This is a genomic window from Stenotrophomonas sp. 3(2025), from assembly GCF_052665395.1.
The window spans coordinates 108,682-125,487 of the sequence record NZ_JBQOIF010000008.1 but is presented as its reverse complement, the minus strand read 5'-3'; the positions used below and the strand labels follow the sequence as shown (position 1 = coordinate 125,487).

The following is a 16,806-nucleotide window of genomic DNA, read 5'->3' as shown; positions in this document are numbered from 1 at the left end:
CGGCGCAGCCCTGCGCGGGCTGCGCCGGAACTCAGGCAATTGCTTCCCTGCCAGCTGAGCTCGTCCATTCCTGTACCGCCTGCGCCAGTCCTGCCGCATCGGCGCCATCACTGGCCCAGGCGACAATGCCGTCCGGACGAACCAGCAGCGCCGACAGGCCCAGCGAATCGACAGCGGGCTGCGCGATGGACAGGATGCGGGCCCGCTCGACATCAACCGCCTCGCACAACGAGGCATCAGCATCGAACACCAGCAGCACCGCCTGCCCTGCCCGCAACAGTTCGCCCATGCGGCGACCATCGGCCAGCAGGAAATCCGGCGTGCTGCGGCCCACCAGCGGATGGGTATGGCCCAGATCCAGCGGCTGGCCCACGCCCCATACGCGCTCGGCGAGATAGGTGGCGCCATCGCACGTTTCGGCCAGATCGGCGACGATGGCAGCCAGTGCACGCGAGCCTGCGCTGGGGCGCATCAGTGCGACCTGCGCGCGCGACCATTCCAGCACGCGCGCGCCGATCGGATGGCGTTCGGCCTGATAGGTATCCAACAGCGCATCAGCTGCCTCGCCGCGCACGACGGCGGCGAGCTTCCAGCCAAGGTTCATCGCATCGCCCAGGCCCAGATTCAGACCCTGCCCACCCAGCGGCGAATGCACATGTGCGGCATCGCCGGCCAGCAGCACGCGGCCACGACGGTAGACGGTGGCCTGCCGTGCGCCGTCGGTCCAGGTGGTGGCCAGATGCAGTGCGGTGATCGTTGCTTCGCGGCCGGAGATGCGGCGCAGCAGCGCCTGTGCCGATTCGCGATCAAGTGGCTGGCGGTGGCCCGCGCCGCCGTCGAAGTCGGCCAGGGCGATCGTGCCCGGCGGATTGAAGTTGCACATGCCCTGCGCGGTGGTGTGACGCCCCGGGCTGAGTACCGTCGGATCTTCCAGTTCAACACTGAGCGAGTGGCCGGTGAACTCTGGATCGGTGCCGGCAAAGCTGAAACCGCACTGCTTGCGCACGGTGCTACGGCCTCCATCGCAGCCGACCAGCCAGCGCCCGCGGAAGGCCTGTCCGCCCGCCTCGACCTGGACCTCGTCGGCCCCCATCCGCACGCTCTGCACGCCTGCACCACGCAGAATCACTGCGCCCAGCGCCTGCGCGCGCTCGGCCAGCACGGCCTCCAGCGCCTGCAGTTCCACCGCCATCTGCGTGCCGACCGGGCTGGGCAGGCGCCACGGCCAGCGACCGCTGTCGACATTGTCCAGTGCAAACGGAATACCCGCGAAGTGACCACCCAGCTTGCGTGGCTGCGAGAGCCAGTGCGCGGTTCCCGGCGGCGGCGGGCCTTTCTCCGGTTTCAGCAGCTGGCCGGCTGCCACCGCGTCCAGCAGACCGCGCCGGTCGAGCGCCTCCAGCGTCGGGGCATTCAAACCTCGCAGCCCGAACGGCAGGCGCTTCAGCGGCGAATCCGGCGAGGCCGCCTGCTCCAGTACCAGCACCGCGCTTCCTGCCTGACACAGTTCACAAGCCAGCAGCAGTCCCACCGGGCCAGCCCCGGCAATGACGACGTCGTACCGCATTGGAAATCCTCGTGAGCACCCGGTCGGCACTCTGGCGGCCACAATGTTACACTCGGTGTACTTTTCCACAAGTGACCCGCCCATGCCCCCGCCACCCGGCCGCCGCGAGCAGCGCAAAGCCGAGACCCGACAGGCGATTTCCGACGTCGCTACCCGGCTGATCATCGAGCGCGGCTTCGAGGCGGTGTCGATGAGCGAGATTGCTGATGCCGCCGGGGTTTCGCGCAAGACGGTGTTCAACTACTTCGCCAGCAAGGAACAGCTGGTGTTCGACCGTGACGAGGAAGCGCGCCAGCTGCTGCGCGAGGGCATGGCCGTGCGCACGTCGATGACGCCGCTGGCCGCCTTCCAAGGGCTGGTGCGGGAACTGCTGGACACCGGCCATCCGCTGCTGCGGATCAACGCCGGTGCGGCGTCGTTCTGGAAAACCGTGGCCCAAAGCACCGTACTGGTGGCCCATGCGCGGCAGCTGCAGGCGCTGCTGACCGACGACCTGGCACAGCTGATGGCCGCGTCGGCGCGGCGGCCCGCGGATGATGCCGAGGCGCGACTGGGCGCCTCGATGCTGATGGCGTCGATGGTGGCCGCCTATGAACAGGGACTGCGCGTCCTGTCGTTCGGCGGCGATCCGCGGCAGGCGATGCTGCCGCTGATCGTGCGCGGCGCCACCGGCGTGCTGGTGGCTTTGGCTGGTACGCCGTATACGGATCCGTCCGCGCGTCCATAGCGCAATCGGGGGATGGGCACCCGTTCATTGCAAATGCTAATCTTTCTCATTTGCAGACAAGCCCGATACGCCGATGCCCCATTTCCTGCCCCGCCGCAGCATTCTGTGCCTGGCGACGACACTGGCTTTCGCCACCCCCGGATACGCGGCCGACGCCCCGCCCAGCCGCGTGCAGGAGCTGGACAAGGTGGAGGTGCGTGGCCGCGCACAGACGTTGTACCGGGTGGATGACGCGGCTGTCGGCACCCGTACCGATACGCCGCTGGAACTGGTGCCGCAGTCCATCCAGGTGCTGCCGCGCGAGCTGATCGACGACCAGGCCGCACGCCAGGTGACCGATCTCTATCGCAGCATCAGCGGCATCAGCTACTTCAGCTATGCCGGGGTGACCCTGCGCGGTTTCCGCCAGGAGAACGTGCTGTATGACGGGCTGCGGGGCGACCCTTATGCGGGATTCTCGGTACCGCAGTTGTTCAACATCGAGCGGGTGGAAGTGCTGAAGGGGCCGGCCGGCGCACTGTACGGGGGTGGCGACGCTGGCGGCGTCATCAACTACGTGACCCGCAAGCCGAAGGCCACTGCCGAACGCCGCGTTGAACTGCAGATGGGAAACAAGGATTTCCGCGCCGGCTCGATCGAAGGTACCGGGCCGTTGAATGCAGCCGGCACGGTGCGCTACCGCGCCGGCCTGTATGGCGACAACGAGCAGGGCGTGCGCTGGAACACCGACAGTGAAAGCGTGATCGGCGATGCCTCGCTGGCCTTCGACGTGGGCGACACCGGCGAGCTGGTGCTGCAGTTCACCGACATTGCCCAGAACCTGGGCGGCAATCGCCTGCGCGGTGTTCCGGTCGATGACAGGGGTAATTTCCTGACCGACCGCCGCTGGAACCACAACGAGGCCAGCGACTTCCTGGACATGCGGGCCAAGGTGGCGCTGGCACAGTACCGTTTCGCGCCGCGCGACAACCTGGACGTGGATATTGCCGCGCGCTGGTTCAGCAACAACGAACACCAGATGTACCACGAGCCGATGGGCCTGATCGACCGCGACCGCGATGGTGTGGCCGAATGGATGACCCGGCAGCTGCGCAACCAGATCCGCGACAACGAGGCGTTCACCGCCAACGCCAATGCGGTGTGGCGGGTAAGCACCGGTCCGGTGGAACACAAGGTGCTGTTCGGTGCGGACGTGTACCAGCTGGATGCGGACTTCACCGCGCAGACCGCCAACAGCGCCGACCTCGCGCGCGGCGCCGGCCCGGTGCGTGGCATCGACCTGTTCAATCCGGTGTATGGCGCCAGCACCTGGCACGATTACAACCTGTCCAGCCTGCCCTGGCGCAGCACCAGCACGCGCAGCAGGCGCTATGGCGGTTACCTGCAGGACGAGCTGGCCCTGACCCCGCGCTGGCACGTGCTGGCCGGCCTGCGCTGGGATGGGTTCAAGGACGATGACCGCCTTGCCGGCAGCAGCGTGGATGGCAACGACATCAGCTGGCGCCTGGGCAGTACGTTCACCGTTCGCGATGGACTGAACCTGTATGCCAACGTGGCCAGCGGCTTCGTGCCGCAGTCGGCGGCCAACCAGAGTTCCGCCGCAGGCGGCCCGTTCGATGCCGAGCGCAGCAGGCAATGGGAAGTGGGCATGAAATCGCTGCTTGCCGAGCGCCTGAGCCTGAACCTGGCGGCCTACCGTATCGACCGCAGCAACATCGTGCAGGCCACTGGCGAGGTCATCAATGGTGTGAACCAACTGGCGGCGCTGGGCCTGGTGCGCAGCACCGGCATGGAGATGGATCTGTTGGCCGACGTGACCGAGCGCTGGGTGCTGAACCTGACCTACGCCTACAACGATGCGCGGGTGAAAGACGCAGGCCCCAATGGCATCACCAACGCCTCCGGCGATCGCTTCGCCAATGCACCGCGCAACAAGCTGGGGCTGTGGACGCGCTACGACCTGCCGGCGATCAACTCGGCCATTGGCTTCGGTGCCGACTACGTGGATGAGCGCATCAGCCTGGATGGCCAGCGCGTGAAGCCGTACACCGTGTTCGACATGAGCTGGAAAACCACGTGGAAGCAGTGGCAGTTCCAGGCCAACGTCAAGAATCTGTTCGACAAGGTGTATGCCGCCAGCGGATTCATCGAGCGCAACGGCCATTTCCCGGGCGAGCCGCGCCGGGTGTATGTGCAGGCCGGTTACAGCTTCTAGGCCAGCGCTGCAGAGCAACGCGACGGGGAAGTGGCATGGCCACTTCCCCGACCGGCGTCAGCCCGAGCAGGACACCAGCATCGAGCGCGTGGCCATCTGGGTGGAGGTGAAGCCGTTCTTGTTGCCGACCGCGATGGCGTTGCCCTCGTCGCCATCCTTGCTGAAGACCACGTAGCCACCGGGGCACATCTGCCCGGCCTTCTCGTAGCAACCGCTCCAGGAACTGGAGCCGCTGCAGTCGATGGAAACGCCACGACGGCCGTCGGGGGTGACGGTCATCTTGGCGGTGGTGCAGCCGGTCAGCGTGGCGAGCAACAGCAGCGGAACGAACAACTTCATGGTGACTCCAGGGATGGGAACTGCGAATGGGTGCCAAGGCTGGAGCGCCTGGATTGCGTGAACCTTGCGCCGTCCCCACGGCGTCATCGCGTCCCTGCATGACCTGCCGGCGGCTGTGCAGGCACGCCATGTTCACGCAATGTTCCTGTAATACGGTGCCGGCGCGTGCCGAACCGCCCTTCTGCGGCCCCACCCTGCCCAAGCCCTGCTGATGCACATCCTGCTGATCGAAGACGAAGCCGAACTGGCCGCCACCCTCAAGTCTGCCCTGCAGCGCGAGCGCTATGTGGTGGACGTGGCCAATACCCTGGCACTGGCGCGGGAGGCGGCCCTGTGCGGCCTGCACGATCTGGTGCTGTTGGACCGCACCCTGCCTGATGGCGATGGCCTGGCGTTGATTTCGGTGCTGCGCGAGCGCAACCCCGGGGTGCCGATCATCGTGCTGAGCGCGCTGGGCCAGTTGCCGGACCGGATTGCCGGGCTGGATGAAGGCGCCGATGACTACCTGGCCAAACCCTTCGCGCTGGAGGAGCTGTTCGCGCGGATCCGTGCTGCGGGCCGTCGTCCAAGCGGATTGCAGGTGGAGTCCATCAGCATCGGCCGATTGGTGTTCGACCCCGCCTCGGGCGAGGCCAGTGTGGGCGGCCAACGGCTGGAGCTGCCGCGGCGCGAGATCCGGGTGCTGGCCGCCCTCGCACGGCGCCTGGGCCGCACCGTGCTGCGCGAATCCATCGAGATGGCGGTGTATGGCTTCGACGACGGCATCCATTCCAACACCCTGGATTCGCACGTCTCGCGCCTGCGCCGAAAACTCGCTGACGCCGATGCGGGCGTGGAGATCCACGCCATTCGCGGGGTTGGCTATCTGATGCGGGAAAGCAAGTGATGGCGCGTCGCCCGTCGTTGAAGCGCCCACTGATCGTCAAGACGCTGATCTACCAGTTGCTCGCACTGCTGGTGGCCTTCTTCGCCCTGCTGATGGTGCTGGTTCGTGCCGACAGCGGTGGCTACTACACCATCCAGACCTTCGCACCGGTGGCGGCCGAGGCGGTGCACCGCGACCGCAACGGCGAACTGTACGTGCAGCACACGCCGGAGCTGTCCGAACTGCTGAAGATCGTCCCTGGCGCATGGTTCATCGCCGAGGACGAGCATGGGCACCACGTCACCTTCGGTCATGTGCCACCGGCCTATGCCTCGCTGGTCGGCGCCCTTGATGGCATTCCCTATGGCGACCTGCGCGGGCGTGATCGCAGCGATGGCCTGGCCGTGGTGGTACGCCAGCACAGCGGACCGGCCGGCAAGCTGACCATCATGGCCCATGGCGAAACCGATTCGCTGACCATGCAGATGGCGTTGGCCGCGCACATCATCACTCTGCCGATCTTCCTGCTGCTTGCGCTGGCCACCATCATCCTGACGCCGATCATCGTGCGGCGGGCACTGGCCGGTGTCGAGCGCATCGCGCAGGAAGCCCGCAACATCTCGGCCAGCCGTCGTGGCATCCGCCTGACCGAGACCGCGGTGCCGGTGGAGATCGCGCCGCTGGTAACCGCCGTCAACGATGCATTGGGTCGGTTGGATGAAGGACACGAGCGGCAACGCCGTTTCATCGCCGCAGCGGCGCATGAGTTGCGCACGCCGATCGCGATCCTGCGGGTAAAGATCGATGCCGCGGATGATTCGACTTCGCGCAGCCTGGCCGTGGAAGTCGCGCGTCTGGCGACCCTGGCCGAGCAGCTGCTGGACCTTCATCGCATGGAAAAGGACGGTCCGAAGGAAACCCTCAACCTGGCCCGGGTGGCCAAACGGGTGGCGGCCGATCTAGCGCCCCTGCTGATCCAGTCGGACAAGACGGTGGCGGTGGCGGTGGAACCACACTTCCCGGTGCTGGGTGAGGTTGGCGCGGTCGAACGGGTGATCTCCAACCTGGTGTTGAATGCCGCCGAGCACGGTGGCCGCCAGATCATCGTGCGGGTGCAGGGCAGCTGCCTGGAAGTGGAAGACGATGGCCCCGGCATTCCGGTGGACCAGCGCGAACGTGTGTTCGAGCCGTTCCAGCGACTGCGCCCACGGCAGACCGGCGCCGGCCTGGGACTGAACCTGGTGCGGCAGGTGATCGACCGTCACGGTGGCCATGTCACTATTCTGGATGCCCCCGGTGGCGGCGCGCTGATCCGCGTCGAATTCCCACAGCACCCGGGCGTTGCCTCTGCGCCATCGCTAGAGCACTGAGGACGTCCGCACATCGGTGACTGCCGCCTGTCCATGCGCTGCAGACAGCGATGACACGCAAGGTTGCGGCAATGTTCGCTGCGCAGCATCGAATCGATGGCATCTGCGGTGCCATCGCGTTCCATCCTGACAGGAAGCCTGCACGTGACCGAAGGAGTTCCTCCACCCTCCTCTTCTACCCGATCCCGCGCGACACCAGCTACATCTGGTTTGACCGCGGCTGCGTGGAATAGACGCTCGCATGCCGATCGCGCGCGCGGACTGCCGCATTGGCCACAGTGGCTGCGCGCGATCCCTGCGGCGAAGCGTCCGAACGTGCTGATGCGCCTTTTTGCCGCGCTGTTCCTGTTGCTGCCCGGCAGTGCACTGGTGGTTTCAACGCACCGCCATGCACACGCAGCACTGACCAGCGCAGTGCTGCTCTTCGTCGTCGCACATGCCGTGCTGCATGCGCTGTCCGCATGGCGATCAACTACAGCGCGAACCCTCCCTGCTGCTCTGCGCAACGTAGACAGGCATGCAGCGTGGATGATGCTGGCCAGCGCGTGGGTCCCGCTGGTGATACATCGCGTGCACGCGCAGCCGACCAGCACACTCGCTGCCGCAGGGCTGGTGATCGGCACGCTGTGCCAGCTCTGCAGCCTGCGCATGACGTCCAACCGCCTTCGCAACGCGTTGCTGGTGCTGGGCAGTGCCTTGCAGTTCGTCGCCGTGGCGCTGGTCATCGCCATGGAAGTGACCTGACAACCACGACAGCGCCGCAAGGTTCACGCAATCCATCACGTTGAGACTCGACGGCCATCCACGCCCGGTACCCGGCGCGTGCATCTCTCCTGCCGCGAGGACCACCGATGACCTGCCCCTTCTGGATGCAGTGCGAATGAGCACGCCACCGCGTAAACACCGCCGACTGCTGATGACCGCCGGTGCCGTACTGTGCACTGCCATTGCTGCCTGGCTCTGGCTCCGACCGGCACCGCCACCACCGCTGCAGCTCGCGCCCGTGGTGCGCGGAAACATCGAACAGGTGGTGGAAGCCACCGGCACCCTGAAGCCATCACGGCTGGTAAGCGTGGGCGCGCAGGTTTCCGGACGCATCGAAACCCTGCACGTGAAGCTGGGCGACAAGGTGAAGGCAGGTGACCCGATTGCCGACATCGACTCCCGTACCCAGCGCAATGCACTGCTGAGTGCGCAGGCAGCGCAGCGCACCGCACGCGCCAACCGCGATGCACTGGCCACCGATCTGCGCCAGTTCGAACTGACCCTGCGGCGGCAGCAACGGCTGGTCGCATCGCAGCTGGTTGCCCGCGCGGACTTCGACGCAGCCACCGCCAAGGTGGAGGCGACACGCGAACAGATCAAAGCGCTGGATGGGGAGATCGTGCAGCGGCAGACCGAGGTGGACATCGCGCAGACCAATCTGGAATACACCCGCATCACCGCGCCTACCGATGGCACGGTGCTGGCGGTGGTCGCCCGTCAGGGGCAGACGGTGAACGCGGTACAGAGCGCACCCACCATCGTCATGCTGGGCAACCAGGACGTGATGACTGTCTATGCCGAAATCTCCGAGGCCGACGTTGTGCACACCACGGTCGGCCAGGAGGCCTTCTTCACCATCCTTGGCGATGCGGGCCGCCGCTACAGCAGCACGCTGCGCGACATTGCGCCCGCGCCCGAATCGATCACCAACGAAGATGCATCCAGCCTCACGTCACCGGCGTTGTCCGCCGGCAGCCGTACCGCCATGTACTACAACGGCCAGTTCGACGTGGACAACAGTGATGGGCGCCTGCGCAGCTACATGACCGCCCAGGTGCGCATCGTGCTCGGCCGTGCCAACAACGTGCTGACCATCCCCTCCGCCGCGCTGGGTGCGCGGGCCGGCGACGGCAGCTACAGCGTGCAGGTTCGCGGTGCAGACGGGCGCACCATGGCGCGGCGCATCGCCATCGGGCTGGATGACCAGATCCAGGTGGAAGTACGCAGCGGCTTGAAGCAAGGCGAGCAGGTCGTTCTTGCTCAAGCCGGCGACGAAGACGCCGCCGCACCCGCGCAGCCCCGATGAGCGCCCCCATGAGCGAGCCTCTGCTGAGCGTACGTGGGCTGCGCCGTGAATTCGCCGCCGGCGAGCAGACGCTGGTGGTACTGGACGGTGTGGACCTGGACATCCATGCCGGTGAACTGGCGGCCATTGTCGGCCAGTCCGGCTCGGGCAAGTCGACGCTGATGAACATACTCGGCTGCCTCGATCGGCCCTCTGCCGGCCAATACCAGATTGCAGGACGCCAGACCGCGCAGATGTCGCCCGATGAACTGGCCGAACTACGCCGCGAACACTTCGGCTTCATCTTCCAGCGTTACCACCTGCTGGCCGACCTGACCGCGCTGGGCAACGTGGAAGTGCCGGCGATCTATGCCGGCATGCCCTCCCCCGCGCGCCACGCGCGGGCCGCCGAACTGCTGGCGCGGCTGGGCCTGGGGGAACGCATGCAACATCTGCCCGGCGAGCTGTCGGGGGGCCAGCAGCAACGCGTGTCGATTGCCCGCGCACTGATGAATGGCGGTGCGGTGATTTTCGCCGACGAACCGACCGGCGCCCTGGATACACAGTCGGGCAAGGAAGTGATGAAGATCCTCGGCGAGCTGCATGCCGAAGGCCACACCGTGGTGCTGGTGACCCATGACATGGCGGTGGCCGAACACGCCCAGCGCATCATCGAGATCCGCGATGGTCGGATTGTCGATGATCGTGCCACGGGTGCTGGCTCGGCAGCGGGCATGGCGCCGTCCGCGCTGCCGCAACGCAACGATGGCATCGGCTGGCAGGCCGTGCGCGATCGCTTCTCCGAGGCTTTCCGCATGGCCCTGCGCGCCATGAATGCACACCGCATGCGTACCTTCCTGACCATGCTCGGCATCATCATCGGCATCGCCTCGGTGGTGTCGGTGGTCGCGCTGGGTACGGGCGCGCGTCAGGCCATCCTGTCCAACATCTCTTCGCTGGGTACCAGCACCATCGAGATCTATCCAGGCTCCGGCTTTGGCGACCTGCACGCGGCGCGGGTGGAGACCCTTACCCCAGGTGACAGCGTGGCCCTGGCAGGGCAACCGTTCGTGGACAGTGCCACCCCTGGCGTAGCCACCACGGGTACCGCGATGCGTGGCAACCGCTCCGCCAGCGTGCAGGTGCAGGGCGTCAGCGAACAGTACTTCCGCGTGCATGGATTGAAGCTGGGCGAAGGCACCTTCTTCGGCGCGCAGGGTGTGGCTGGGTACCAGCAGGTGGCGATCATCGACGCCAACACCCGCGCGCGCTTCTTCGCAGCAGCCGAGAACCCCATCGGGCAGACCCTGCTGCTGGGCACCGTGCCGGTGCGCGTGGTGGGTGTAGTGAAGAAAGATGCCGGCGCCGCCGGCGACGCCTCGCTGCTACGGGTATGGATGCCCTACACCACCGCCATGGCACGGATGCTCGGCCAGAGCCATGTGTCCAGCATCACCGTGCGCGTATCCGATGCGATCAGCATGGAAGCGGCCGAGCAGGCCATCGCACGATTGCTGACCCGCCGCCACGGCAGTACCGACTTCTACATGAGCAACAACGCGCAGATCCGCCACTCGATTGAACAGACCACCGGCATCCTCACCATGATGATCAGCTCCATTGCCGCCATCGCGCTGGTGGTGGGTGGTATAGGAGTGATGAACATCATGCTGGTATCAGTGACCGAGCGCACCCGTGAGATCGGCGTACGCATGGCCGTGGGCGCGCGCCGCAGCGACATCCTGCAGCAGTTCCTGATCGAGTCGGTACTGGTGTGCCTGCTTGGTGGTGTGCTGGGCATTGGTGTGGCGTTGCTGCTGGGCGCGGTGCTGGCACTGGCGGACGTAGGCTTCAGCCTGGTGTTCTCGGCGAGCTCGATCATTGCGGCATTCGCGTGCTCCAGCCTGATCGGCATCGGTTTCGGCTTCCTGCCTGCACGTCGCGCGGCGCAGCTGGACCCGGTGGAAGCACTGATCCGGTAGTCGTTGCAATTGCCTGCGGTGACGGCAGGTTCGCGCAATGTCTGCGGTGTGTACTGCAGCTACCGACGATGTCCGCACAGGAGCTGGACGATGTTTCTGAAAACAGGAAGGACTGCGCTGCTGCTGGCAGCAGCCGCACAACTGCTGGTGCTGATGCCGTATTCCGGCGATGCCCATGCGCAGCGTGGCGACCGCTACAACCCGCAGTGGAACCAGGACTATCGTGACCGCGAACGCGATGACTGGCAGCGCCGCGAGCGGGAGCGTGAGCGTGAGCGTCGGCACGATGCCAAGACCACGGGCGTGGTGGTGGGCGTCGTGGGCGCGGCTGTGGTAGCGGGCGTGATCGCGGCAGCGGCGAAGCGCGAGCGGGAAACACGCGAGCGCGCCGACTACTGCATGAACCGCTACGGCAACTACGACCGGCGTACCGACAGCTATCGCGACCGCGATGGCTACACCTACCCCTGCCGCTGACTCCCTCGATCAAGGACTACATGCAATGCATATGAACAAGACCGCCCTGCTGATCGCGCTGTGCGCCGCCCCGCTGCTTGCACAGGCGGCGCCAGCCGACCCGAAACAGGCCTATATCGATTCCACCTTCACCGCGATGGACAGCAACAAGGACGGTCGCGTCGACAAGGGCGAGTTTGCTACGTATCAGCAGGCACGCTTCAGCAAGCAGGCTGACTCGATCGATGCCGCGTTCGCTGCGATGGACAAGAACAAGGACGGAAAGATCAGCAAGGAAGAAGCGACCGTGGTGCCGGAAATTGCGAAGTACTTCACGGGGCTGGATACCGACGGCGATGGCTACCTGTCGCTGAAGGAAATGCAGCAGGCGATGGTGGCGGCGCAGACTGCCGACGCACCGGGCAAGTGACGGGTGCGGGGACAATGGGAATACCCCACTGCCCCTTGCTGTGCACTATGCCAGGCGCATTGCCGGATGCTCGCGCACCTGGTTGTCCAGTTCCTGCTGCTGACGCTGGGACTGGGCTTGTTGCCGTTCTGCACTGGCCAGCTCCAGACGCTGCAACGACTGCTCTACCGGCGTCTGCACAGCCACATCGGTGGGCATGGAAGCCCTCAGGTGTGCCGGGTCGTTCATCTCGCCCTGCACCACGAACACGTTGCGGCCAGCTGGGCTGTCCGCCGTCTGCGCGCTGAGCAGCACATGGTCGGCACGGTCCAGGTTGTTCTGCCGAGCCAGGACCATCACGCTGGCGGTCAGACGTTCACTGCTTTCATCCGGCGTGCGTCCTGCTCTGGCGTCGATGCCGGCGACATGCCCGCTGACCTGCTGCAGCAGACTGTACTCGGCGTGGCCCGGTCCAATGTCCGCCAGACGGGTGGGTGTGCGCTGGAGATCCGGCAGGCCATCTGCCGATGCGGTAAGCGGACTGCGGGTGATGGTTCGGTACGGGTCTTCCGGGTGGAACTGGGTGGCCTTCTGCTGGCGCTCCAGGCGGACTTCGCGGGCATCGTTGAGTTCGGCGATGCGGGGCGGATCGGTAATCTCGCGCAGCGAACTGTGCCCACCGCCGGAGGTGATACTGACCCACTTGCCGTCCTTTTCAAAGTACAACGCGTAGGAATTGAGGCCGCCAATGACGTTGGGGTCGACCGAGGAGCGGCCACCCAGGGCCTGGGTGACTTCATGGAACGTCAGCGTGCCGAGGTACTGGCTCCCCTTGCTCAATCCCATCTGGGTGATGGCATCGCGGCTGGTACTTCCCACCCGAGGCAATCCGGCCCCATCGTTGTCGAGCATGTTGCTCCAGATCTGCTCGAGCTTCTGCGGGCCACTCTTTTCCAGTGCGGCCTGAAGCAGCACGCGGGGTGTCCAGCAATTGGGATCCAGATGATGCTGATCGAAGGCGCGGTCGTGGGCCAGCATCACGTCAGCCCCAGGCAGGTTCAGCGCCAGGTCCGGGCGGCGTTCGGCCATCCACTTCTGCCGTAGCTCCAGATCTCTATCAAGCAGTGTCTGCCCAAACGATTCCCACTGGCGCTCGGTCAATTCGGCGTTCGGAAACCGGGAACCTTCATCTTGCTGCGTCCTGGCAACGCTTTGCGCGTAGCTGTTCGCAACCCTTCCTGGCAGGCTGTCATTCCTGACGACACCCAGTGCCAGCGTTCCGTAACCGTCGGCGTCCGGCAACTGCGACAGGTAGTTCCAATAGAGCTCGCGGTTGCCATCCTTGGCATAGCTGCCAAGGATCCTGAGGTCATGTTCGGTCAATCCACTCATGCCTGAATCCTTCCTTGGATCAATTGGATCGGGTGCGCGTGATGACATCTCTGACAGCGTCTTCCATACGCTTCCAGTCCTTCAGGAAGGCTCTCTTGTAGTCCAGGGTAACGGAGAGCTTGTTGTCACTATCCACGAAGTAGTGAACACAGCCGGCGGCAACCTCACCTTGCACGCTGATCACCTGATCCCCCTCCAGCCGCACGCCATCCTGACGAAAGCCCTCGGCATCACACTTGATGAACGTGCTGATCCGGCCATCGGCTTGTCGTGCGATGTACCAGTCCCTTTCGTAAGCTGGATTCCTGACGGGAGCCTTCCCATATCGCGCCTCGTAGCGCTTTGCGAACTCCTTCATCGCCGCTTCGTCGATGGCGTACGGCGTCAACCCCATTGTCTCAGGCTGGGGAATTCGAAGATCGAGCCTATCCCTGGGATCTCCGCGTTCCACCGAATCCGCCTCGGCAAGGGCCTCGTTGGACGCGTAGCGCTCCATCAAGTCTTCGATGGGAACGCGATCAACGTAATTGATCCGAACGGAAATTTCCTTGCGGAAATCATTCGTACGGGGATTGGCCCGTGCGCCCGGTGCGGTTGGCGTCATGTCCGGCCATTCAATGACCAGCGAAACGCCTTCACCCGGCCATGGCGCAATCTGGCTGTCCAGATAGTTGGCGGGGATACGGAAGGTGTTTGGCCCCAGCTTCACGTCGACGGGCGCGTTGGTATAGGTGTGGCCGTTGAGGGTGCGGCCGGTCTGCGTTGCGCCGGACATGGCAGGATTCCTTTCGTTTTCGGTGGACGGCGGTCGTGCGCAGGCACTGGCGCTCACAGCAACGGCGATTGCGAGTGCCAAGCACCGGCCGGAGGACATCGGGTGCATCGGGCCATTCCATTGCGGGGTTTGGCTCCACTATAGGCAAAGGCCGATCAACGGGACAGGAACGTCATCACTACCTGCCCACGATCAGACTTTTCCTACGCACCTCCGTCGCCGTACCAGTTGGCACATTCAACGCCACTGCAGATCGACGTGGCATCGCGGGCAGGAGTGGTAGGCAGATGCCGGGCGGACCGCGAGTGCGCCCACAATGCCGATCAGTATCGACATGGCCAGCATCCCGGTGACGCCCATCAATACGAAACCAACTGCACCGCCAAGCAGCGCGAGAAGCGTGAATGCCCACCCGGAGCTAGACCAATGCCCGCGGCCATTGCGGATGGCCATCGGGCCGCGGTATCCGCAGGCAAGGCAGGTTGTCGAAGTTGTGCTGCCAAGCGGCGCTGGCCGCGAAGACGGCTTCATGCCCCACCCCCGCCTACGATGCTACAAATAATGTAGCATACGAAATGTGGGCCGGTTGCCATCCTGTAGACCGTTACAGGATGCGCCCAGGCGGGTAATGTCCCCCACACCTCTCCGCGACCAGTTCACCAAGCGCCTCAAAGAAGCGCGCTTGGCGATGGGCATTTCCCAGCGCGAGCTGGGCCGGCGCATTGGCTTGTCTGAGGATGTGGTGTCCAGCCGGGTGACACGCTACGAACAGGGCACGTCGGAGCCGGACTTTGCCACTGCCGGCAAGATGGCTGCCGAACTGGGCGTTCCTCTCGCCTATCTATTGGCCGATAGCGATGTACTGGCCAATGTCATTCTCGCAGCCGCCAGGATGCCGCACGCAGAACAGCGACGCCTGGCCGCCGAATTGAAAGAGCGCGCGAAGCGGTCGAGCGTCGCAGAGCAAGCAGAAAGCGACAGCGACTAGCACGGCGCTTGAACCCCAGGCATGGGGACCACGTTGGAAGTCCCCACCCTTCCCGTTGCGGCGCACCTGTGAATCAAGGGTCGAGACAGCGCTCCACCTGCAGCGACAGCGCTTCGCAGGCATCAAACAGCCCATCGACCAGCGCCGCCGACGGATAGAAGCCCGGTTCGTCGTTCTCCCGGGCTACGTGTGCGGCGTGCAACATGGCAGTGAGCGCGGTGATGCCCGAGGCGCTGCGGGTGGCCAGGGCCAGATCGAATGCGCGGCCGGGTGTGAGGCGGGTTTCGCTCCAGGGCGCGCCATCCGCACGGCGGCCTTTGCCGTGGCTTTGCAGGAACGTGAAGAACGCCGATGGCGGCACGGACTCGGCGGCATCACTGAGTGCGTCTTCCATCTTTTCGGCGAGAGCATTGGGAAGATCGCGCACGGCATCGCCGAGCAGCGCGTGCAGACGGGGATAGTCGGGAAGCAGGTCAGGCATGGCGGCAACCTCACGGTGTGGCCACCCGCAGATGCAAGGTGGCGGACGGTGCGGGTTGGCGTGCCGGATACGTACCACTAAAGCCGGCGGATCGAGAGATCCCCACGCACCGTCCGCCATGGACTGGCAGACGGTGCATTGTCGTTATTGCAGTTGTGGCTGCAACACGATCCGTAGTGATACGTAAGTTCGGGACGCCAATCCCGGCCGAGGCAGGTGCCTTGGCGACGCCATGGTTGACTCGTTGCGGCGGCGATGAAAAGCAGGGAAAGCTCGCATCAGTGCGTGGTTGCGGATGTTGCGTCATGGGATGCCGATTTGCGCATTGAATGGCGCGCTTTGCATGCCGGATACCGCCGAGAATCTGGACCGCCCATACGCAGCGTGGTGTCAGAAGCGACACGCGCTACGCGAGGCGCAGCGAGATCCGGACACACCTGCCGTCAACGCGCAGAACGTCGCAATCCGCCCCGTCCGCGCTCGGTGTCTCGACCCGCCAAGGTGTCGTGGGCACTTACCGGAAACGCTTCCACCGCAAGGGCTCAAAGGCCGCCAAGTGACGTACCTACTCCGCGCCCATCAAGTCCGATACCGCGCGGGTCAGTAAGGTCGCCGGCTTCAATCGATTCAGGAGCTGACCGTGACTTTCACTTCCTGGCGCAACATTCTCGTTGCCGCTGGTGTGGCTATTGCCTCTCTGTGGTGGCCTACAAAGACCATCATCGCCATGCCCTTGCCGACGGGCTCGACGGGCGGGATGCCGTGGGCCTGGTGACTGAAGTCACCTGGGACGAGCGAAAGGGTCGAGAGAACAATTTCGTCCTGAATGTCGAGTTCGAAACTGAAGACGGCCAGGAGCGGGTGGAGAAGATTGCGGTATCCAACAGCCTCGGCAATCAGATGTGTGCATCCGACGAAGCCGAGGAGATTGATATCCGCTACTACCTCCACGATCCGTCCGTGGCGGTGGCCGCTGGAGATGCTGACAATTCGCTTCTGATGCTATGGCTGGCCATTGCCTCCGGTCTGGTGGCGCTGGGCTTGGTTGCGGTGCGGCTCCTCAAGGGGCGGAAGGTCCAAGCCGCCTGACCCAACGCTCTTGTATCGGCGACCGCTCGTAGGTCGCTGCGACAGGTGGGCTCTACACCGACTCCCCGGACATCCTGCCCGAGACCGCCAAGCGCGCCAGA

The 16,806-nt window shown here is 65.0% G+C and carries 17 protein-coding genes; 12 read left to right on the top strand and 5 right to left on the bottom strand.

The window, feature by feature from the left end:
* Positions 1–31: 31 nt before the first annotated feature.
* Positions 32–1,567 carry an FAD-dependent monooxygenase gene (locus ACUXVE_RS08600; protein ID WP_445514218.1) on the bottom strand — a complete coding sequence of 512 codons (1,536 nt, stop codon included), beginning with the start codon at positions 1,565–1,567 and terminating at the stop codon, positions 32–34.
* An 82-nt stretch (positions 1,568–1,649) separates the two neighbouring features.
* Between ACUXVE_RS08600 and ACUXVE_RS08595 the strand changes: the two genes are divergently transcribed.
* Entirely contained in the window at positions 1,650–2,294 is a 645-nt protein-coding gene (locus tag ACUXVE_RS08595) for a TetR/AcrR family transcriptional regulator (RefSeq protein ID WP_445514217.1), read from the top strand.
* A gap of 73 nt (positions 2,295–2,367) precedes the next feature.
* Positions 2,368–4,509, top strand: coding sequence for a TonB-dependent siderophore receptor (locus ACUXVE_RS08590; RefSeq protein WP_445514216.1), 2,142 nt, complete (start codon positions 2,368–2,370; stop codon positions 4,507–4,509).
* A 57-nt stretch (positions 4,510–4,566) separates the two neighbouring features.
* Here the strand turns inward: ACUXVE_RS08590 and ACUXVE_RS08585 are convergent, their stop codons facing one another.
* Positions 4,567–4,848 carry a hypothetical protein gene (locus ACUXVE_RS08585; RefSeq protein ID WP_059064492.1) on the bottom strand — a complete coding sequence of 94 codons (282 nt, stop codon included), beginning with the start codon at positions 4,846–4,848 and terminating at the stop codon, positions 4,567–4,569.
* A gap of 211 nt (positions 4,849–5,059) precedes the next feature.
* On the opposite strand from ACUXVE_RS08585, the gene ACUXVE_RS08580 reads away from it, so the two are divergent.
* From ACUXVE_RS08580 to ACUXVE_RS08545, 8 genes are all read left to right on the top strand, one after another.
* The gene (locus tag ACUXVE_RS08580; RefSeq protein WP_025878734.1) at positions 5,060–5,734 is read left to right on the top strand and encodes a response regulator transcription factor; all 675 of its coding nucleotides are present in this window, start codon (positions 5,060–5,062) and stop codon (positions 5,732–5,734) included.
* Entirely contained in the window at positions 5,734–7,083 is a 1,350-nt protein-coding gene (locus ACUXVE_RS08575; RefSeq protein ID WP_445514215.1) for a sensor histidine kinase, read from the top strand. Before ACUXVE_RS08580 ends, ACUXVE_RS08575 begins: the two co-directional genes overlap by 1 nt.
* A 50-nt stretch (positions 7,084–7,133) precedes the next feature.
* Positions 7,134–7,316: a hypothetical protein gene (locus ACUXVE_RS08570; RefSeq protein ID WP_445514214.1), complete on the top strand. Its 183-nt coding sequence runs from the start codon at positions 7,134–7,136 to the stop codon at positions 7,314–7,316.
* Between the two features lie 88 nt (positions 7,317–7,404).
* Positions 7,405–7,827: a hypothetical protein gene (locus tag ACUXVE_RS08565; protein WP_222390891.1), complete on the top strand. Its 423-nt coding sequence runs from the start codon at positions 7,405–7,407 to the stop codon at positions 7,825–7,827.
* Positions 7,828–7,963: 136 nt separating this feature from the next.
* Complete coding sequence (locus ACUXVE_RS08560; RefSeq protein WP_445514213.1) at positions 7,964–9,154, top strand: efflux RND transporter periplasmic adaptor subunit; 1,191 nt, start codon at positions 7,964–7,966, stop codon at positions 9,152–9,154.
* 8 nt (positions 9,155–9,162) lie between these two features.
* Positions 9,163–11,115 (top strand): MacB family efflux pump subunit, encoded by a 1,953-nt coding sequence (locus ACUXVE_RS08555; RefSeq protein ID WP_445514212.1) that lies wholly within the window; start codon positions 9,163–9,165, stop codon positions 11,113–11,115.
* A 90-nt stretch (positions 11,116–11,205) separates the two neighbouring features.
* Complete coding sequence (locus ACUXVE_RS08550; RefSeq protein ID WP_445514211.1) at positions 11,206–11,592, top strand: hypothetical protein; 387 nt, start codon at positions 11,206–11,208, stop codon at positions 11,590–11,592.
* Between the two features lie 31 nt (positions 11,593–11,623).
* Positions 11,624–12,001 carry an EF-hand domain-containing protein gene (locus tag ACUXVE_RS08545; RefSeq protein WP_134833383.1) on the top strand — a complete coding sequence of 126 codons (378 nt, stop codon included), beginning with the start codon at positions 11,624–11,626 and terminating at the stop codon, positions 11,999–12,001.
* 45 nt (positions 12,002–12,046) lie between these two features.
* Here the strand turns inward: ACUXVE_RS08545 and ACUXVE_RS08540 are convergent, their stop codons facing one another.
* A complete protein-coding gene (locus tag ACUXVE_RS08540; RefSeq protein WP_445514210.1) occupies positions 12,047–13,372 on the bottom strand; it encodes a Smlt3024 family type IV secretion system effector in 1,326 nt (441 codons plus the stop codon).
* Positions 13,373–13,391: 19 nt separating this feature from the next.
* Positions 13,392–14,255 (bottom strand): Smlt3025 familytype IV secretion system inhibitor, encoded by an 864-nt coding sequence (locus tag ACUXVE_RS08535; protein WP_222388990.1) that lies wholly within the window; start codon positions 14,253–14,255, stop codon positions 13,392–13,394.
* 520 nt (positions 14,256–14,775) lie between these two features.
* Here ACUXVE_RS08535 and ACUXVE_RS08530 point away from each other — a divergent pair.
* Complete coding sequence (locus ACUXVE_RS08530) at positions 14,776–15,135, top strand: helix-turn-helix domain-containing protein (protein ID WP_222388989.1); 360 nt, start codon at positions 14,776–14,778, stop codon at positions 15,133–15,135.
* A 73-nt stretch (positions 15,136–15,208) separates the two neighbouring features.
* Here the strand turns inward: ACUXVE_RS08530 and ACUXVE_RS08525 are convergent, their stop codons facing one another.
* A complete protein-coding gene (locus ACUXVE_RS08525) occupies positions 15,209–15,616 on the bottom strand; it encodes a hypothetical protein (RefSeq protein WP_445514209.1) in 408 nt (135 codons plus the stop codon).
* 702 nt (positions 15,617–16,318) lie between these two features.
* Between ACUXVE_RS08525 and ACUXVE_RS08520 the strand changes: the two genes are divergently transcribed.
* Positions 16,319–16,705: a hypothetical protein gene (locus tag ACUXVE_RS08520; RefSeq protein WP_222388985.1), complete on the top strand. Its 387-nt coding sequence runs from the start codon at positions 16,319–16,321 to the stop codon at positions 16,703–16,705.
* The last annotated feature ends 101 nt before the right edge of the window (positions 16,706–16,806 follow it).